Below are 19,812 nucleotides of genomic sequence, written 5' to 3'. Positions count from 1 at the left end.
TTAGAGAGCAGGGGGGTCTGTGAGTTCACTGACTAGTTTATTCCATCGTGAAGAGTCGTCGCCCTTATTTGGCCTGGATATCAGTTCTTCCAGCGTCAAACTGGTTGAATTAACTCAAGGCAAAAGTGGTGATTATATCCTTGAACACTGCGGTCTTGAGTTGCTTGAGCCGGGGTGGATTGAGGGCGGCAATATTGAAAACTTCGATGCTGTTGTCGCGGCTGTGCAACGGGTTGTCCGTACCAGTGGTACCAAGGCAAGGCGCGTGGCATTGGCTTTGCCGCCACCGGCTGTCATCACCAAAAAGATTATGCTTGCCGCAGATCTGTCAGAGGCAGAAATGGAGGTACAGGTGGAGGCCGAAGCCAGCCAGTACATTCCATTCCCATTGGAAGAGGTGAGTTTGGACTTTTGCGTGCTTGGGCCAGCATCTGGATCCGGGAAAGATGTGGAAGTCCTGCTGGCGGCATCCCGTAAGGAGAAAGTCCAGGACCGGCAGGCTGTGGCAGAAGAGGCCGGGCTGAAGCCAGCGATTATGGATGTGGATATTTTTGCAGCACAACTCGCTGCTTCTCGTGTCATTGACTCGATGCAACTGGGTAAAAATGGTATTGTTGCGCTGTTTGAAATTGGCGGATCAACGACCACTTTACAGGTGTTGCGCGGCGGCGAGTCGGTCTATGAGCGTGATTTGAGTTTTGGCGGACAGCAATTGACGCAGGCCATGGCGCGCCAGTATGGGTTTACCCAGCAGGAAGCGGAAGCTAAAAAGCGTACGCATGAAGTGCCGGAGGATTTTGAAACCACCTTATTGCCAGAATTTGTTGGGAATGCGGCATCTGAAATTTCCAGGGCCATGCAACTATTCCTTTCTAGCACCGTGTACGGAAAAGTAGACCGTATTCTGTTGGCTGGTGGTGTGGCTAATGTGGCGGGTTTGGATGCCCAGGTTGCCAAGCAGGCAGGGTGTCAGGCCATGGTGATTAATCCTTTTGAGGGTATGCAAATAGGTCGAGGCGTGCGGCAGCAACGATTGGTGCATGAGGCCCCCTCTTATTTGACGGCTTGCGGTTTAGCCATGCGGAGGTTTCAACAATGATCCTCATTAACTTATTACCTCATCGCGAAGAGGCGCGCAAAAAACTGCGTGAAGGGTTTTACGCAAATGTTGGTATGGCGTTTGTCATTGGGCTGGTCATTGTGGCCGGGGCCTGGTTTGCGCTGGATATGATGAAAAATGCGCAGAGCACTCGTAATGAGTATTTAACGCAAAGAAATGCAGAGTTGGACCGGCAAATTGTGCAAATCAAAGCGCTGAATGAAGAAATTACGGCGCTGCAGGCACGTCAGACAGCCGTTGAAAACCTGCAATCTGATCGTAATTTGGCTGTACATTGGATGGAAGAGCTGGCAAGGCAAACACCCGATGGCATCTTTCTGACCAAAGCACAGCAAAGAGAGTTGAGTCTTACCATAGAAGGTGTAACGCTTTCGAATGACCGGGTGAGTGAGTTTTTGGCAAAGACAGCGGCTGGGCGCTCAAACTGGATGACCAACTCACAGTGGATTGGGAGCATTGAGGCAAAAAACATGCAGCTTGCACCTAATGAGCCAGCGCGGCGGGTATTTACATTCAGCATGCAATTTGATCTGGTACGTGAGAATGCCACAAATGCAGGTATGTAAGCAGAGTCTCTGGAAGCGAATATGATGAGGGAGAATTGAATAATGGCCGCTAAAAAAAATAGAGGCGGGGGGCCTAAAAAACAGAGCTTTGCTGAGATGCAGCAAAGTATTTCCAAGCAGTTCCAGGGGTTGAATATGAACGACCCTGGGCAGTGGCCTTTGGCACCCAGAGTGGCAGCTTACATTTTTGTTGTTGTCATCGTTGTTGTGCTTGCTTGGTTTTTGGTTCTGGCTGGTAAAAAAGATGAATTGACTCGGGCACAAGGTCAGGAGTTGACACTCAAAGATGACTTCTCCAGAAAAGCGGCACAGGCAGCGAATCTGCCACGTTTGCAGCAGCAGCAGCAAGAAGTACAGAAGTATGTGGAACAGCTTGAGCAGCAATTGCCCAGCAAAGCATACATGGACCAGTTGCTGATGGACATCAATGCTGCTGGGATTAATAATCATCTGGAGTTTGACAAGTTGCAGTCGGAAGAAAGGATTCTGCAGGAGTATTATGCAGAGCAACCTATTTCCATCTCTGCAGTTGCTCCCAATTATCAGCAGATTGCCTTGTTTGCAGCAGAGCTGGCAAGACTTTCTCGAATTGTGACGTTGGATAATATCACCCTGGAGTCACTTAAATCCTCCTCTTCATCCTCTTCGCGCACATCGAGCGCAGCAGGGGGGGTGCCATTAGATGCGATGAGAATCACGGCGACATTAAAAACCTATCGCTATCTGGATGCCGATGAAGTTCGTCTGAACCGGCAGGCCGCGGCAGGAAACAGGAGATAAGGGAGGCAATATGTCAAAATTTGCATTCAAAATGATCTGCCTGACAACTGCTGCTTTTGTTGTGGCAGGATGTACCGGCTCTACATCGGATCTGGAAGAGTGGACGCAGCAACAGCGTAGAACTGTTCCTCCAGCGCCGCTTGATGTGAAAGCGCCACCGGAATTTGTGCCTTATGCGTATAACGGTATTGGATTGCCAAATCCCTTCAGTACATCTAAACTGACGGCCGTGCTTCAACCGACAGGGGATACAACCAAAGAACCCCCGGAGGTCACTGACAAGCGAGATCCGGAACCACTGGAATCGGTGCCGTTAGAAGCGATCACGATGGTCGGCAGCATGAGCATGCCGCAAACAAACCAGGACGTGGCTTTATTGAGTGTGGATGGGTTTATTCATCAAGTCAAAGTAGGTAATTACATTGGCATGAACTATGGAAAAATCCTTCGCATTACAGAAACAACGATTGATTTGCGGGAATGGGTAAAAACAGGACAGGGTGAATGGATCGAAAGGCCAGTAACACTGCATCTGCAGGAGGGGCAGTCATGAGCACGAGGGAAATAATCAATAGAGATGCGAAGCGAAAAATGAATATGCAGCAATGGTTAAAAAATGCAGGGGGATTGATTGTCGGGCTGGTTCTTGCAGGGCATGCATGGGCACAAACGGCGATTCAGTCGATTACAAGCGGTGTGCAATCCGGTGAGATTGTGGTGAAGGTTCAGCTTTCTGAACCGCTGACACAGGCTCCTGAAGGGTTTGTGATTCAGAGTCCGGCGCGTATTGCATTGGATTTGCCAGGCGTTGTCAATGGAATGAACCGATCTGTTGTCGATTTGAGTCAGGGGAACTTGCGCTCTATTTCAGTTGCGCAGGCCAATGACCGTACCCGACTGGTATTGAACCTGGGAACGGCTACAACGTACACAACAGAAATGTCCGGCAATACATTGCTGGTTAGGTTAGGCGGATTGCAAGCAGCAGCGTCAGCAGCGGTTGAAACCTCACCGTTTTCTCCAGCAGCGACAACTCCGGTTGCATCGGCCCCGGTAGCACAGCCTGCAGCGCCAGCGCCTGTATCAACAGACTTGCAGAATATTGACTTTCGTACTTCTGCGGATGGTGCAGGGGCTGTGATTGTTACTTTGCCTTCAGACCAGACCGCAATTGACATTCGTCAGCAAGGCGGCAATGTGGTGGTTGATTTGTTTCAGACCACTTTACCGGTATCATTGCGTCGCCGGCTGGATGTCAGCGATTTCAGAACCCCGGTGAAGACGGTAACCGCCGAACAGGTAGGCGCAAATGTACGTCTGACGATTGCACCGACCGGGAACTGGGATCAATCAGCTTTTCAGGCAGGTAATCAGTTTGTACTGGAACTGCATCCGATCAAGGAGGATCCGACCAAACTGGTGCAGGGGGTTGGTTACCGAGGCGAACGGCTGACACTGAATTTCCAGAATATCGATGTGCGTGCCGTGCTGGCGGTGATTGCAGATTTTACAGACTTTAACGTTGTAACATCTGACTCTGTGCGTGGCAGCCTGACTTTGCGGTTGAAAGATGTGCCCTGGGATCAGGCGCTGGATATCATCCTGCAGGCCAAGGGTTTAGCAGCAGACAGGAACGGGAATGTGCTGTGGATCGCACCGCGTGATGAAATCAATAACATGATGCGGGAGCGGATGCGCTCACAAAGTGAAAGCGAGGTACTCGAACCTTTGCGTACCCAAATTTTCCAACTGAACTATGCAAAAGCGGAAGCGGTTATGAATGCGTTGAAACCCAGTGGGGGTTCAACTACAACATCCGGCGTTAAGCCACCGTCTATGCTTTCCGAGCGAGGAACCGTGATTGTAGACCCTCGGACCAATAAGCTGATTGTCACGGACGTGCCTTCCCGTCTGGAGAGCTTGGCAGCAGTGATTGCTCAGGTCGATATTCCTGTCAGACAGGTGGTCATTGAAGCCCGTATTGTTGAAGCTTCTGAAGGCTGGGGACGTAGCATCGGGACGCGTTTGAGCGGTGTGGGCTGGTCCGGTAACTGGACTGGTGGCGGTACAATGCCTTCTGAGGAGCAATCATCTGGCGATGATGAAGATTCAAATGAATATAGCAGAGACAATGATTTGTTTAACATGTTCAACTTGCCAGCACTGTCGTTGAATGCAACCCAACCAGGCTACTTTGCGTTGCAATTCTCGCCGTCTGAAGGCAAATACCTCCAGCTTGAATTGCAGGCTCTGGAATCTGAAAACTATGGGCGTGATATTGCCAGCCCACGGTTGATGACGGTAGATTCTGTGACGGCCTCGGTGGAGCAGGGGGTGGAAATTCCTTACCAGAATGCAACGGCCAGTGGTGCTACATCGGTTGAGTTTAAGAAGGCCGTACTGTTGTTGGAAGTTACACCGCAGATTACACCTGATGGTAATGTCAGCATGAACATCAATATCAGCCAGGATACGCGAGGTGAAAATACGACTGCTGGGCCTGCTATTAATACGAAACGTGTGAATACGCAAGTAACGGTTGAAAATGGCGGTACGGTGGTGATTGGTGGTATCTATACGCAGAGTGAATCTTCTACACAGTCCAAGATTCCTTTGCTGGGTGATATTCCTCTGATTGGTAACTTCTTCCGTAATAACAATAAATCAACATCACGCTCTGAGCTGTTGATCTTTATTACGCCACGTATCATGAACGATGGATTAAGCAGAGGCATTACACCATCGTTTAACGGAACACTCTAATTTTTAGTGATCTGTTTAAAGCGTACTCCTTGGAGTACGCTTTTATTATTTTTAAATAGATAAAATAGACACATGTTAAAAAAACCGATTGTTTTGATAGGCTTGCCAGGTGCAGGGAAAACAACAATCGGACATCGGTTGGCCCAACGCCTGTCTTTACCTTACATTGATGCTGACCAGGTGGCTGAAGAACAGTTAGGGCAATCAATTCGGTCTTTTTTTGAAGAATGCGGAGAGAGTGCATTTCGTGATATTGAAGAGCAGATTTTATGCACTCTGCTCCAGGGCGACAGTTCAGGCGTGATATCTACCGGTGGCGGGGTTGTATTGCGCGAATCCAACCGCCGTTTGCTTAAAGAACAGGCTTTTGTTATTTACCTGAATGCCTGTCCGGATGAATTGTTTCGTCGGTTGCGGAATGATCAGCAGCGCCCCCTACTCCAGGTAGCAGATCCATTGCACCAATTGCATGAACTGAAAAAGCAGCGTGATCCGCTGTATCGTGAAGTGGCACACTTTATTGCAGATACAACAAAGCATGGATCTTCGCATCAGGTATTGTTGTCATTGATTATTTCTCAGCTTGAACTGGCCGGGTATGTTTTTAATGCAGGCAATTAAGGCACCTTGAGCATAGGAGAAGGTAGTTTTATATACTTGAGCTTATGAAACCATCTGTCCCTAATTCATCGTTGACCATAGACCTGGCTGAACGGTCTTATGACATTTTAATTGGCCCGGATTTATTGCTTGACGCTTCCTGCTTTGATCGCTTGGGGGCTGTAACCAGTGCCGTGATTGTGACCAACACCACCGTCGGGCCGTTGTATGCAAAGCGGGTTGAGCAGACTTTGCGACAGTGTTTTCCACATACACAGCTTATTGAGCTACCGGACGGTGAAGTTTATAAAGACTGGAACACGCTGAACCTTATTTTTGATGACCTGCTTGGCACAGGCGCAGACCGCAAATGCATGCTGTTTGCTTTAGGCGGTGGGGTTATTGGCGATATGACTGGTTTTGCCGCAGCGTGCTATATGCGCGGCGTTCCCTATGTGCAAGTCCCGACAACGTTATTGGCACAAGTGGACTCTTCGGTTGGCGGTAAAACGGCCATTAACCACCCACTAGGCAAAAACATGATCGGGGCGTTTTATCAACCTCAGCGCGTAGTGGCTGATATTTCAACCCTTTCAACGCTCCCGGAACGTGAGTTGAAAGCCGGGCTGGCCGAAGTGATCAAGTATGGGCCTATTTATGACACGCGCTTTCTGTCCTGGATTGACCAGCACTTGAATGATTTGCTGGCATTGGATCCGGCAGCTATTACCCATGCTATCCGTCGTTCATGTGAGATCAAAGCGGAAGTTGTTGCTCAGGATGAGCGGGAAAGCGGTTTACGTGCCATTTTGAATTTTGGTCATACGTTTGGGCATGCGATTGAGGCTGGCTCCGGTTATGGCGTATGGCTGCATGGCGAGGCTGTCGCATGCGGTATGGTGATGGCTGCCGATCTGTCATGCCGAATGGGTTTGCTTGATCCAGCGGATGCTCAATACCTTCAGTCCATCATTGAACGTGCCGGCTTGCCAACCAAAGCACCTGCTTTGGGTCTATCGCGATATATGGAATTGATGCAAATCGATAAAAAGACAGAAGGCGGTGTTATCCGGTTTGTGCTGCTCAATGGGCTTGGAACGGCGGTGATTCAATCCGCGCCTCACGATCTGGTTGCAGAAGTTTTGCGCGCCCATCAAGGCACCTGAAAACAATGTCTGCCGATTTGCTTGCGCCTTATGCCTGTCACCCGCAGATGACACGTGGCAGACATATTCAGGAGTTACCTGCACCCACTCGCAGTGATTTTCAGCGTGATCGGGACCGCATTGTCCATTCCAGTGCCTTTCGCCGGCTTGTGTATAAAACCCAAGTGTTTATCAATCACGAGGGTGATATGTTTCGCACCAGGTTGACGCATTCGCTGGAGGTGGCTCAGCTTGGGCGTTCGATTGCCCGGACATTGAAGCTGAACGAAGATCTGGTGGAGGCCATTTCACTGGCGCATGATTTGGGGCATACCCCGTTTGGACACGCCGGACAGGATGCCTTGCACGAGTGCATGCGTGAACATGGCGGTTTTGAGCATAATATCCAGAGCTTGCGCGTGGTTGATCGTCTGGAAAAACGTTACCCTCATTTTGACGGCCTGAACCTGTGTTATGAAACACGCGAAGGTATCTTAAAGCATTGCTCTGCTCAGGCGGCAAAAACGCTGGGAGATGTCGGGCAACGATTTTTGTCACATCAGCGCCCAAGTATGGAAGCGCAGCTTACCAATCTGGCCGATGAAATTGCATACAACGCACATGATATTGATGACGGCGTGCGCTCCGGACTGCTTTCTTTAGAGCAGATGGAGCAGGTTCCGCTGTTTTTGTACTGGCGCGATGATGTACTGAAAGAATACCCTCAACTGCGGGGCAAGCGTTTATTGTTTGAGACGATCCGGCGTATGCTCTCGGCGCAGGTTTATGATGTGATTGATGCAACAGATGCGCAGCTAAAGCAGTATCAGCCTGGGCATGTTGATGATGTCAGAGCGATGCCACCATTGGTGGTTTTCTCGCCAGAGATGCGCAGCATGAGTCATGAGCTTAAAACATTTTTGTTAAAGCATTTGTATCGCCACCCGCAGGTGATGGATACCATGAACAAGGCCAAGCAAATTGTGCATGACCTGTTTCATGTCTATTGCACCTACCCGCATGAGGCTTCGCCTGAAATATCTGCCAACGATATCCCCAGGCAAGTGGCAGACTATATTGCCGGCATGACCGACCGTTTTGCCATTTATGAACATGCGCGGCTGACCGGTGAGCACTTATTTCCTGCTGACAGCAGCTTTTACAGTGCAGGCAAGATGAAGGGGGCTTTATAGTGGTGCGCAAAGCCCGGCGCTCAGTGGCAGGCGAGCTGCATTTGGTTGTGCAACGTGTCCGCCCGGAGCGAATCCCCTTATTTCGTAACAACGGGAGTTACGAAACATACCTGAGCACGCTGGCAGCATTGCTGCCTGAGTGTAAGGTTGCTGCTTATGCCTACGCTTTGTTGTCAGACCGTATTTATCTGTTGCTGCGCCCGGAAAGTGAAGAAGGGGTGAGCCAGCTCATACAGGCGCATTCGCGCTTTTTTGTGTCGGCCATGAATCGTGAGTTTGGCTGGCGCGGCGGGTTATGGCTGGACCGGTTTGCCTGTGCGCTGGTTGATCCGCAATGGCTGCTGAGGGTCATGCGGTTCATTGATGTCTCTCCTGTGTATTCAGGGCTGGTTGGCGCGCCGGGGATTTATCCCTGGAGCAGTTATGCCCATCATATTGGTCAACAATTCGTCTCTTTTTTGCAGACGCCCTCAGCTTATTGGGATCTGGGCGATACATCTCATGAACGCGAGGCTTCTTACCGCGAATGGTGTCAAAAACTCGTGAGCCGTGCGGACACGCGGCACATTGAACAGACTGCTTTACGTAATAGCATCTTAGGTGAAGATGCATACTTTTCATTGCTGGAGCAGCAAGTGGGCTGTTCATTGCGTGTTCGTCCTCGAGGGCGCCCGACTAAACCAGCATCCAATTAAATTGTGTGTCCCTATTTTTAATATGTTGGAATTATATTATAAATAGGGACGGACCCTATTAAATTAATGCTTGCGTATCCAATAACAACAAATTATGCTTGTGACTCCACGATAAACACAGTACATGCTGGAGTCTTACATGACCTCTTTGGCACAAGAAATCAAAGCCTGCACAGAGCAGGGCCTATATCGCAGCGAAAATGAACACGATGCCTGTGGCGTTGGTTTTGTTGCACATATCAAGGGTGAAAAATCCCACTCAATTATTGAACAGGGTCTGCAAATCCTGATCAACCTCGACCATCGCGGCGCCGTGGGCGCAGACAAGCTGATGGGTGACGGTGCCGGAATCATGATTCAGATTCCGGATGATTTTTACCGTGCAGAAATGGCCCAACAGGGTATTGAACTGCCTCCCCCCGGCGAGTATGGCGTGGGCATGGTGTTTCTGCCCAAAGAACACGCGTCGCGTCTGGCATGTATCCGTGAACTGGAGCGTGCAGTGCGTGCGGAAGGCCAAGTGGTACTGGGATGGCGCAATGTTCCTGTTGATGAAGAAATGCCAATGTCTCCGACCGTGCGCCAAAAAGAGCCTGTCATTTGCCAGATTTTCATTGGGCGCGGCGCTGACGTTATTGTGCAGGACGCGCTGGAACGTAAGCTGTACGTTATCCGCAAAACGGCATCCAGTGCAATTCAGCACCTCAAACTGACGCACAGCAAAGAATACTATGTGCCAAGCATGTCTTCTCGTACGATTGTGTACAAAGGCCTGCTGCTGGCAGACCAGGTTGGCTGGTATTACAAAGATCTGCAGGACCCGCGTTGTGTTTCTGCATTGGCTTTGGTACACCAGCGGTTTTCCACCAACACATTCCCCGAGTGGTCGCTGGCACACCCTTACCGCATGATTGCGCACAATGGCGAAATCAATACAGTAAAGGGCAATTACAACTGGATGCGTGCCCGCGAAGGGGTGATGTCTTCCCCCGTACTGGGCGCCGATTTGCAGAAGCTGTACCCTATCAGCTTTTTTGGTCAGTCCGATACGGCAACGCTTGATAATGCCCTGGAACTGCTGGTGGCAGCAGGCTATCCGCTGTCGCAGGCCATCATGATGATGATCCCCGAGCCATGGGAGCAACATACCCTGATGGACGAGCGCCGCCGCGCATTTTACGAATACCATGCAGCCATGCTGGAGCCCTGGGATGGCCCGGCCTCCATCGTTTTTACCGATGGCCGCCAGATTGGTGCCACGCTGGATCGCAACGGGCTGCGTCCGTCGCGCTATTTGATTACCGATGATAACCTGGTGGTCATGGCATCTGAAGCGGGTGTCTTGCCGATGATTGCGGACAGCAAAATTGTGCGTAAATGGCGCTTGCAGCCAGGCAAAATGTTCCTGATCGATCTGGAACAGGGCCGCATGATCCATGACGAAGAAATCAAATCCACGCTGGCCCACAGCAAGCCTTACAAGCAGTGGGTTGAAAACCTGCGGGTCCGTCTGGATGATATGTCATTCAAGCCTGAAGAGCTGCCACGCAGTGATATTCCTCTGTTAGACCGGCAGCAGGCGTTTGGTTATACGCAGGAGGATATTAAATTCCTGATGGCGCCTATGGCCAGCAAGGGCGAAGAGGGCAATGGTTCCATGGGGAACGATGTGGCGTTGTCCGTGTTGTCCAACCAGAACAAATCATTGTTCACTTACTTTAAACAACTGTTTGCCCAGGTAACCAATCCGCCGATTGACTCCATTCGCGAAAACATTGTGATGTCGCTGGTGTCTTTCATCGGACCGCGGCCTAATCTGCTTGACATCAACCAGGTGAATCCGCCTTTGCGTCTGGAAGTGCAGCAGCCCATTTTAAGCATGGAGGAAATGGCAAAGCTGCGCTCTATTGAGCATCACACACAAGGCAAATTCAAGAGCTATGTGCTCGATATTACCTATCCGCTGGCCTGGGGCAACGAAGGGATTGAAGCGAAGCTTGCATCGCTGTGTGCCGAAGCAGAGGATGCGATCCGGGACGGTTATAACATCGTCATTATCAGTGACCGCAACCTCGGCAAAGACCAGGTCGCCATTCCATCATTGTTAGCGCTTTCTGCGGTACATCAGCATCTGGTGCAGGAAGGGCTGCGCACCCTGACCGGGCTGGTGGTTGAAACCGGTGCCGCGCGCGAAGTGCATCACTTTGCCGTGCTGGCCGGTTATGGCGCAGAAGCGGTTCATCCTTATCTGGCCATGGAGACCATTGCCGATATGCATAAAGAGTTTTCCGGTGATCTGTCAGCGGAAAAAGCGGTGGCTAACTATATCAAAGCCATTGGCAAAGGGCTCTCCAAAATCATGTCCAAAATGGGCATATCCACCTACATGTCTTATTGCGGGGCGCAGATTTTTGAAGCCATTGGCCTGAACCGCGATTTGATTGAAAAATATTTCAAGGGGACTGCTTCTCAGGTGGGCGGTGTCAGTGTGTTTGAACTGGCGCAGGAGGCCATCAACCTGCATAAGAAAGCATTTGGCAATGACCCGGTGCTGGAGCATATGCTGGATGGCGGCGGCGACTATGCGTGGCGTGCTAACAGCGAAGAGCACCTGCTGACGCCTCAGGCAATTGCCAAGCTGCAGCACAGCACTCGTGCCAATAATTTCAATACGTATAAAGAGTATGCCCATATTATCAATGACCAGTCCAGACGGCATCTGACGTTGCGCGGGCTGTTTGAGTTCAAGACGGACCCAAGCAAAGCCATTCCGCTGGAAGAAGTGGAGCCGGCCAAAGAGATTGTCAAACGCTTTGTGACAGGTGCCATGTCCATGGGCTCCATCAGTGCGGAATCTCATACCACACTGGCGATTGCAATGAACCGGATTGGCGGCAAGAGCAACACGGGTGAAGGCGGTGAAGATCCGGCACGTTACATCAATGAGTTCAGAGGCGTTCCGATTCAGTCTGGAACCATGGTCAGCGACGTGGTGGGCAAAGATAATCTGGAAGTTGACTATGCCATGCAGGCGGGCGACTCGCTGCGCTCACGCATCAAGCAGGTGGCTTCCGGCCGCTTTGGCGTTACGGCAGAATACCTGGTCAGCGCTGACCAGATTCAGATCAAAATGGCACAGGGTGCCAAACCTGGTGAAGGCGGTCAATTACCGGGCACCAAAGTGTCGCCCTACATTGGTTACCTGCGCTATTCCGTGCCAGGCGTTGGTTTGATTTCACCGCCACCGCATCACGATATTTATTCCATTGAAGATCTGGCGCAGTTGATTCATGACCTGAAAAATGTCAACCACCATGCGTCTATCAGCGTGAAGCTGGTGGCTGAAACGGGTGTGGGAACGGTGGCTGCGGGTGTGGCTAAAGCCAAGGCCGATCACATTGTGATTTCTGGCTACGACGGCGGAACCGGTGCTTCACCTCTGACGTCAATCAAACATGCCGGCTCTCCCTGGGAAATCGGGCTGGCGGATACGCAGCAGACGCTGGTGCTTAACCGTCTGCGGGGCCGTGTCTGTGTGCAGGTGGACGGACAGATTAAAACCGGACGTGACGTGGTCGTTGGTGGGCTGCTGGGTGCTGACGAGTTTGGTTTTGCAACCATTCCGCTGGTCGCCATGGGCTGTATCATGATGCGCAAATGCCATCTAAATACCTGCCCGGTCGGTGTGGCAACACAAGACCCTGAACTGCGCAAGCGCTTTACCGGAAAACCGGAATACATCATTAACTACCTGTTCTTTGTGGCTGAAGAAGTGCGCCAGATCATGGCGGAACTGGGTATTCGCAAATTCAATGATCTGATCGGGCGCTCTGACCTGCTGGATATGCGCAAAGGCATTGAGCATTGGAAGGCCAAAGGGCTGGATTTCTCCCGTATTTTCTACCAGCCGCAAGTGCCTGCTGATGTGCCACGTTACCATGTGGATACACAGGACCACGGGCTTGAAAATGCGCTGGATCACCGTTTGATCAAGAAATGCCAAAGCGCAATGGATGACGATGAGAAAGTGCAGTTCATCGAAACTGCCCGTAACATCAACCGTACCGTGGGCGCGATGCTCTCTGGTGAAATTGTGCGCCGCCGTGCCGGAAAACGGCTGGATGACGACAGTATTCGCATCCAGTTTGAAGGAACCGGTGGGCAGAGTTTCGGCGCGTTCCTGGTGCATGGCGTAACGCTGTACCTGATTGGCGAAGCCAATGACTTTACCGGCAAGGGGTTGTCAGGTGGGCGCGTGATTGTGCGTCCGAATGTGGAGTTCCGCGGTGATCCGGCACAGAACATCATTGTGGGCAATACCGCGCTCTATGGTGCAACCCAGGGGGAGGCCTATTTCAGCGGCGTTGCCGGCGAGCGTTTTGCGGTGAGACTGTCCGGCGCTACAGCCGTTGTCGAAGGCACGGGCGACCATGGCTGTGAATACATGACCGGCGGCATTGCCGTGATTCTGGGGAAAACAGGCCGTAATTTTGCTGCAGGCATGAGCGGCGGCCTGGCTTATGTCTATGATGAAGAAGACGACTTTGCATCGCGCTGCAACACCTCGATGGTTGGGCTGGAACAGGTTCTGACCAAGGCTGAACAGGAGCTTCATGTTGAAAAAGCACTTTGGGCGCGTGGCAAGGATGGTGAGTTGCTGAGTGATGAAGAATTGCTGCGCAAAACGATCAGTGACCACCTGAAGTGGACCGGGTCCATGCGTGCACGGCATATTTTGGATAACTGGCTGACAGCGTTCCCGAAATTCGTCAAAGTCTTTCCGCACGAATACAAGCGGGCCATGCGTGAACTGTATGCGCAAAGTGAAAAGCAGCAGATCAGCAAAGCCAAGCCTGTGGCGAAAGCAGGCAAGAACAAGGAGCGTGCTGGCAGTACAGCAAAATAACGCAGCGAAAAGATATAACCTCACGATCGAATCAGAGTATAAGGATTTCAACCATGGGTAAGATTACTGGCTTCATGGAGTTCGCCCGGATAGAAGAAGGGCACGAGACTGTTGCAAAACGGCTGAAGCATTACCACGAGTTCACGATTGGGCTTGACGATGAACAGGCCAAAACACAGGGCGCGCGCTGCATGGATTGCGGTACACCATTTTGCAACAATGGCTGCCCTTTGCATAACGTGATTCCTGATTTCAACGACCTGGTTTTCCGTGGTCAGTGGCAGATGGCGTTGGAGGTTTTGCATTCCACCAACAATTTCCCTGAGTTTACGGGGCGGGTGTGTCCTGCACCCTGTGAAGCATCGTGCACGCTCAATATTGATGAAGCGCCTGTAGGCATCAAGTCCATTGAGCACGCCATCATCGACCGGGCCTGGGAGTCTGGGTGGATTCAGCCTAAACAGGCCAAGCATAAAACCGGCAAGCGTGTGGCTGTGGTGGGTGCAGGGCCTGCCGGGATGGCTGCCGCACAGCAACTGGCACGCGTCGGGCACGATGTGGTGCTGTTTGAGAAAAATGACCAGATCGGCGGCTTGCTGCGTTATGGCATTCCAGACTTCAAGCTCGATAAAGGGCTGATTGACCGCCGTGCCCAGCAACTGGAAGCAGAAGGCGTGGAAATCCGCACCGGGGTTGTTGTGGGAGACTGGCCGAAAGACAGCAAGGTGACCAACTGGTCAAAGGCCAAAGTATCCGCCAAGGAACTGATGCAGGAGTTTGATGCAGTATTGCTTGCCGGAGGGTCCGAAGTTTCGCGTGATCTGCCGGTGCCTGGCCGCGATCTGGATGGAATTCACTTTGCCATGGAATTTTTGCCGCAGCAGAACAAAGCCAACGCAGGCGGTAAAGTCAAAGACCAGATCAACGCGAAAAACAAGCGTGTGGTTGTGATTGGCGGTGGTGATACAGGCAGCGACTGTGTGGGCACCAGCAACCGCCAGGGTGCAAAGAGTGTGGTGCAGCTCGAGTTGATGCCGCAGCCGCCTGAGCATGAGAACAAGCTGCTGACCTGGCCAGACTGGCCCTATAAGCTGCGCACCAGCAGCAGCCATGAAGAAGGTTGCACGCGTGAATTTGCTATTTCTACCAAAGAGTTTATCGGTAAAAACGGCAAGCTCACAGCACTGAAGACCGTGCGTGTGGAGTTAAAAGACGGTAAGTTCCAGGAAATTCCGGGAACCGAGCAGACACTGGAAGCTGATCTGGTATTTCTGGCGATGGGGTTTGTGCATCCCATGGCCAAAACGCTGGAAGCATTTGGTGTGGAAGTGGACAAACGCGGCAACGCCAAGGCCACGACAGATCTGATCGATGGTTACGTAACCAATGTATCTAAAGTGTTCGCTGCAGGCGATATGCGCCGTGGACAAAGCCTGGTGGTCTGGGCAATCCACGAGGGTCGCCAGGCAGCCAGAGCCATTGATGAATTTTTAATGGGTGTATCTGATTTGCCTCGATGAGTTATTGAAACTCGTCTTCAACCCTTGGCCTTACATTTATCTATTTGGGTTTAATGTAAGGTCATTTTTTGTCTTTTCAGCTTAAGCAGCGTGTCAGGATAACCAGCGATAGACCGTGATATTTTCCGGCTTGCATTCGCAACAACCCTTGGCGCAGCCCGAAGACGCGGAAGTTTCGCTGGCCATTCCTTTGCGGATCCAGGTGTGCATAGCCGCTTTGACCGCTTGCGGGTCTGAGTTGAAATGAATTGCAAGATCAGCCAGGCTGGCTTGATGATGCTGTTTTAAATAGTCTCTGAGTTCGCTGGGCGTCATATCACGCTCCTTGTGTTTTGGCCTGGTGTTCTGGTGCGTCTGAGATGTCGTGACGCAATCCATACTGGCGCATGACCAGCAACACAACAGCCATGAAGACCAGAATACCAATGATCCACGATGCTGAATAAACCGGATGTTGTGCAAACGTGGCTGTCTGATAAAACAGTACCGCGACACAGTAGCCCAATGCCGTGCTCCAGAACGCGACAAAACCGGCCCAGCGCAAGCTGGCTTCACGTGCGATGGCTCCGATCACGGCTACGCATGGGAAATAGAGCAGAATCAGCAGCAGGTAAGCAAATGCGGCGGCAGTACTCGGAAACTTTTTCACCATGGCGCCGTAGGTGGCAACGGAAACTTCCTGTCCTTCGGCAATTTCCTCCAAAGAACCCTCTGCTTTGACGGCACCCAACCCCAGAGGATCAAGGAGGCTGTCTTTCAATGCAATCAGGTTGGTTGGAATGGTTTTGAATGCATCAACAACACCGCCCCATAGGCTGAATGGCTCAGGCTCTGCCGCCCCTTCTTCTGCGGCAGCCTCTTGTCCGGCCTGGGCATAAAGCGCGTTCAGGGTTCCCACCACGGCTTCTTTGGCCAGCAGGCCGGTGAAAATACCCACGGCTGCAGGCCAGTTTTCGTCGGTTACGCCTAACGGATGGAACACCGGGGTAATGGCTTGACCGATTGCGGATAAGGCAGATTCCTGACTGTCTTCATGCCCAAAGCTGCCATCGGTTCCAACAGAGTTCAGTATGTTTAATACCATCACCATCGGGATGATGACTTTGCTGGCGCGTAACACGAAAGATTTAAGCCGGTCCCAGGTGTGGCGTAATATGCCCTTGACGGTTGGCAGGTGGTAAGGGGGCAGCTCCATGATGAATGGCATGCCCTGGCCGGGTAATAATGTGTGCTTCAGTGCCAGACCTGTGAGCACGGCGGCAGCAACCCCGATCAGGTACAGGCCAAAGACCAGATTTTGTCCCCCGCTGGGGAAGAAGGCAACCGCAAACAAAGCATAAATAGGCAGCCGGGCACCACATGACATGAAGGGTGCCATGGCCATGGTCATCATGCGGTCACGCCGGCTTTCCAGCGTGCGCGTGGCCATGACGGCCGGCACATTGCAGCCAAAGCCGACAATCAGCGGCACAAAGGATTTTCCGGGCAGCCCGATAAACCGCATGAAGCGGTCCATGACAAAGGCGGCACGGGCCATGTAGCCCGAGTCTTCCAGAATGGACAGGAAAATAAACAGAAATCCGATGACCGGGACAAATGTGGAAACGGTCTGAATCCCGCCGCCGATGCCGTTGGCCAAAACCACTTTCAGCCATTGCGGGCAGCCCATGGCTTCCAGGCCGTGGCCCAGGCCATCGACCAGCAAGGTACCGAACAGTTTGTCAAAGAAGTCGATGAATGCGCCACCCAGATTGATGGTAAACAAAAACATCAGGTACATCAGCAACAGGAAAATGGGGATGCCCAGAAACCGGTTCAGGACAATATGGTCGATTTTGTCTGAGGTGGTTTTGGAGACCTGCTGTTTGCGTGTAATGACATCATGAACCACTTTGCCAATAAAGGCGTAGCGTGCATCGGCGGTGACAATGTCAATGTCATCGCCCAGGATGGTTTCAGTCTGCTCACGCAGTTGGGAGATGGCTTCTTTTTGTTCCGGCGTCAGCAACTGGGTAATGCCGTGGTCACCTTCCAGTGCTTTGAGTGCAGCCCAGTGCGGGTTAAGCTGGCGTTGGGCGCAAAGTGCTGCGACGTTGGGAATCGCGGTGTTGACGGCCTGCGTCATTGCCAGAGGGTAAACCGGTTGGGCGGCAGGCAGCTTAAAGTTCTCTGACGTTGCCAGATGATTCTTCAGTTCTGCCACCCCTTGGCCTTGGGACGCAATAATCTGGAATACCGGGCATCCTATTTCCTGCTGGAGTTTGTTCGTGTCCAGCGCCATTCCCCGGGTTTCTGCCACATCCACCATGTTCAGCGCCACAATGACCGGCACGTCCATTTCCAGCAGTTGTGTTGTCAGAAAGAGGTTGCGCTCCAGATTGGAGGCATCCACAATGTTGACAATGACATCAGCCTCCCCGGAAAGCACATAGTCCCGGGCCACCTGCTCATCCAGCGATACACTGCTGTCAGTGGTGTCCAGGGAGTAAAGGCCGGGCAGGTCAATGACTTCAATCTTATGACCTTCGTGGACAAAATAGCCGGACTTCCGTTCGATAGTAACGCCAGGCCAGTTGCCAACCTGTTGATGTGCTCCCGTCAAGGCATTAAAAAAAGTGGTTTTACCGCTGTTCGGATTGCCAATGAGCGCGATGGTGTGTTTGATATTGGACATCTCTTATACCCAATGGAAAGTAAGTATCACAGCAGTTCAACTTGCAGTGAGGCGGCCTCGTGTTTACGCAGGCTCAGTGAAAAACCGCGAAGCCTGATTTCAACCGGGTCTCCCATCGGGGCAAGGCGTGTGACAGTGAACTCGGTGCCTGGCGTCAACCCCATTGCCAGCAGCTTTTGACGATAGGCTTTTCCGCCCTCAGTTTTTGTAAAGCCTGTAACGCGTGCGTTCTGACCAACTTTCATGTCTGTGAGGCTTGAAGTCATATGGTCTGTTTAATGTGTTTTAAGTAAGCACTGACGGAAAGGCCAGTACCTGTTTCAATTAAGGTGTATCGGTAGGCGTGACCATCACCTGATGCGCAATACCCGGCCCTATGGCCAGGCGAGTGTTGCCAATGGCGACAATCAATCCGCCATGCGCGTGCTCAATGGTTTTCAGAACGCTGCCAGGATTGATCCCCATGCTGGCCAGACGGTGGGCTGTATTTTTGCCGGTTCCGAAATTGACAACGCGAACCGGCTCCCCAATGGGAGCTAAAGGCAATGGCAGACAGGGCCCGAGGGCAGGTTTTGAGGACATGACAAATCCCATTAAAGCAGCAAAAGCGCAATATGCATCTGCGCTCAGCGTAACCAATATCCTAAGTGTCAGTAAAGGTGCTGTGGGTGATAAATCAGATATTGTTCTTACTGACTTCAGGAGTTGTTACCATTCTAGTATTGAATGATAATAATTGTCAATTAGATTCCTGTTATCTCTTTGATTTCTATCAATTTTATCGTGTGATATATTTTTGTTTGCAAACAAATTTTCCGCCGCACAGTGGGTAGCTGTGCGGCGTTTGGATGCTGGTAAAAGCGCAGTTATTTGGAAAACCCGGTAGGGCTTTGTTTTTTGCGTGCAATCAGCCACCCAATGCCCAATACGGTAACTACCATAAGCGCTTCAACGATATAGACGACCAGTTGGGGTATTGCTGCCAGAACCGGATCTAACAAAGGCTCGCTGACAATCATTTTGGCTGCGGTGAAGGCCAGAATACCCGCGCCAATATAAATAATGGATGGAAAGCGGGAAATGAGCTTCAGCACCAGCGTACTGCCAAAAACGACAATGGGGATGCTGATCAGCAAACCGATAACAACCAGCCCGAAATCATTCTGAGCCGCGCCGGCAACAGCCAGCACATTGTCCAGCCCCATGAGTGCATCAGCAATCACAATGGTTTTTAACGCTGCCAGAAAGCTCATGGGGGCAGCGTGTCCATGGGAGGCGTTTTCATCGGGATGTGCATCGTGGGGTTTCAGCAACTTGACCGCGATCCAGAGCAGGCCCAGGCCACCGACCAGTTTCAGGCCCGGAATGGTGAGCAGCCAGGCAACAATCAGTGTCATTAAAACCCGTATACCGATGGCACCGGCAGTACCCCAGATAATGGCTTTGCGTTGCAGATGCGCGGGCAGGTGCCGCGCTGCCAGCGCAATCACAATGGCGTTGTCGCCTGCCAGCACCAGGTCCAGCAAAATGATGGATAACAATGCCCAAAACCAGGCAGCAGATAAAAATTCCATATAAAGACCTTATTCAAGTTGATAACAGACGCCTTAGCGTGTATCTGCATCACAGCAGGTCAAGTGGAAATATGGGCAGAAAAGCACAAAATGAAAGATGGCTGGGAATTCAGAAACCAGCTTCAACAATCATCTGCACTTGGCGTAAGCCATACCTCCAGGTTGTAGCCTGGCAGTCAATCAGATATCGCTGAAGGTCTGGCTCAACATGTCGGTGTGACAAATCAGGTAAACCGGAAGCGTTTAAAAAGCTTCGTATTGACGATTTACCTTCGC

17 protein-coding genes are annotated in these 19,812 nt (G+C 51.5%); 12 read left to right on the top strand and 5 right to left on the bottom strand.

The window, feature by feature from the left end; genetic code table 11:
* The first annotated feature begins 19 nt into the window (after positions 1 to 19).
* The 11 genes from AACY98_RS09430 to AACY98_RS09380 all read left to right on the top strand — a co-directional run bounded on the left by AACY98_RS09430 (position 20) and on the right by AACY98_RS09380 (position 15,288).
* Positions 20 to 1,099 (top strand): pilus assembly protein PilM, encoded by a 1,080-nt coding sequence (locus AACY98_RS09430; protein WP_126978621.1) that lies wholly within the window; start codon positions 20 to 22, stop codon positions 1,097 to 1,099.
* Entirely contained in the window at positions 1,096 to 1,686 is a 591-nt protein-coding gene (locus tag AACY98_RS09425; protein WP_126978623.1) for a PilN domain-containing protein, read from the top strand. The genes AACY98_RS09430 and AACY98_RS09425 overlap by 4 nt, the downstream gene beginning before the upstream one ends.
* 42 nt (positions 1,687 to 1,728) lie before the next feature.
* Complete coding sequence (locus AACY98_RS09420; protein ID WP_126978625.1) at positions 1,729 to 2,466, top strand: type 4a pilus biogenesis protein PilO; 738 nt, start codon at positions 1,729 to 1,731, stop codon at positions 2,464 to 2,466.
* Positions 2,467 to 2,476: 10 nt separating this feature from the next.
* The gene (locus AACY98_RS09415; protein ID WP_126978627.1) at positions 2,477 to 3,019 is read left to right on the top strand and encodes a pilus assembly protein PilP; all 543 of its coding nucleotides are present in this window, start codon (positions 2,477 to 2,479) and stop codon (positions 3,017 to 3,019) included.
* A 44-nt stretch (positions 3,020 to 3,063) separates the two neighbouring features.
* Positions 3,064 to 5,229 (top strand): type IV pilus secretin PilQ, encoded by a 2,166-nt coding sequence (pilQ, locus tag AACY98_RS09410; protein WP_339804406.1) that lies wholly within the window; start codon positions 3,064 to 3,066, stop codon positions 5,227 to 5,229.
* A 72-nt stretch (positions 5,230 to 5,301) separates the two neighbouring features.
* Positions 5,302 to 5,850 carry a shikimate kinase gene (locus tag AACY98_RS09405; RefSeq protein WP_339804403.1) on the top strand — a complete coding sequence of 183 codons (549 nt, stop codon included), beginning with the start codon at positions 5,302 to 5,304 and terminating at the stop codon, positions 5,848 to 5,850.
* Positions 5,851 to 5,894: 44 nt separating this feature from the next.
* Positions 5,895 to 6,995 carry a 3-dehydroquinate synthase gene (gene aroB, locus AACY98_RS09400; protein WP_339804400.1) on the top strand — a complete coding sequence of 367 codons (1,101 nt, stop codon included), beginning with the start codon at positions 5,895 to 5,897 and terminating at the stop codon, positions 6,993 to 6,995.
* A gap of 5 nt (positions 6,996 to 7,000) precedes the next feature.
* Positions 7,001 to 8,167, top strand: a complete 1,167-nt coding sequence (locus AACY98_RS09395) for a deoxyguanosinetriphosphate triphosphohydrolase (RefSeq protein ID WP_339804398.1) — start codon at positions 7,001 to 7,003, stop codon at positions 8,165 to 8,167.
* The gene (locus tag AACY98_RS09390) at positions 8,167 to 8,862 is read left to right on the top strand and encodes a hypothetical protein (RefSeq protein ID WP_339804395.1); all 696 of its coding nucleotides are present in this window, start codon (positions 8,167 to 8,169) and stop codon (positions 8,860 to 8,862) included. The genes AACY98_RS09395 and AACY98_RS09390 overlap by 1 nt, the downstream gene beginning before the upstream one ends.
* Before the next feature lie 139 nt (positions 8,863 to 9,001).
* Positions 9,002 to 13,768, top strand: coding sequence for a glutamate synthase-related protein (locus AACY98_RS09385; RefSeq protein WP_339804392.1), 4,767 nt, complete (start codon positions 9,002 to 9,004; stop codon positions 13,766 to 13,768).
* Positions 13,769 to 13,821: 53 nt separating this feature from the next.
* On the top strand, positions 13,822 to 15,288 hold the full coding sequence (locus tag AACY98_RS09380) for a glutamate synthase subunit beta (RefSeq protein ID WP_339804390.1): 1,467 nt from the start codon (positions 13,822 to 13,824) through the stop codon (positions 15,286 to 15,288).
* Between the two features lie 93 nt (positions 15,289 to 15,381).
* Here AACY98_RS09380 and AACY98_RS09375 read toward each other — a convergent pair whose 3' ends face one another.
* From AACY98_RS09375 to AACY98_RS09360, 4 genes are all read right to left on the bottom strand, one after another.
* A complete protein-coding gene (locus AACY98_RS09375; protein WP_339804387.1) occupies positions 15,382 to 15,603 on the bottom strand; it encodes a FeoC-like transcriptional regulator in 222 nt (73 codons plus the stop codon).
* Position 15,604: 1 nt separating this feature from the next.
* Positions 15,605 to 17,962: a Fe(2+) transporter permease subunit FeoB gene (gene feoB / locus AACY98_RS09370; protein WP_339804385.1), complete on the bottom strand. Its 2,358-nt coding sequence runs from the start codon at positions 17,960 to 17,962 to the stop codon at positions 15,605 to 15,607.
* Positions 17,963 to 17,988: 26 nt separating this feature from the next.
* Entirely contained in the window at positions 17,989 to 18,207 is a 219-nt protein-coding gene (locus tag AACY98_RS09365) for a FeoA family protein (protein WP_204250826.1), read from the bottom strand.
* Between the two features lie 79 nt (positions 18,208 to 18,286).
* Entirely contained in the window at positions 18,287 to 18,544 is a 258-nt protein-coding gene (locus tag AACY98_RS09360; RefSeq protein ID WP_162615250.1) for a FeoA family protein, read from the bottom strand.
* On the opposite strand from AACY98_RS09360, the gene AACY98_RS09355 reads away from it, so the two are divergent.
* Positions 18,543 to 18,692: a hypothetical protein gene (locus AACY98_RS09355; protein ID WP_339804379.1), complete on the top strand. Its 150-nt coding sequence runs from the start codon at positions 18,543 to 18,545 to the stop codon at positions 18,690 to 18,692. The two genes, AACY98_RS09360 and AACY98_RS09355, sit on opposite strands and share 2 nt — an antisense overlap.
* A 136-nt stretch (positions 18,693 to 18,828) precedes the next feature.
* Here the strand turns inward: AACY98_RS09355 and AACY98_RS09350 are convergent, their stop codons facing one another.
* Positions 18,829 to 19,536 carry a TerC family protein gene (locus tag AACY98_RS09350; RefSeq protein WP_339804377.1) on the bottom strand — a complete coding sequence of 236 codons (708 nt, stop codon included), beginning with the start codon at positions 19,534 to 19,536 and terminating at the stop codon, positions 18,829 to 18,831.
* Positions 19,537 to 19,812: the final 276 nt, after the last annotated feature.

Source organism: Saezia sanguinis (genome assembly GCF_963921665.1).
Lineage (GTDB): Bacteria > Pseudomonadota > Gammaproteobacteria > Burkholderiales > Burkholderiaceae_C > Saezia > Saezia sanguinis.
Note: the sequence above shows the minus strand (reverse complement) of the source record. Positions and strands in the feature narration are given on the sequence as shown.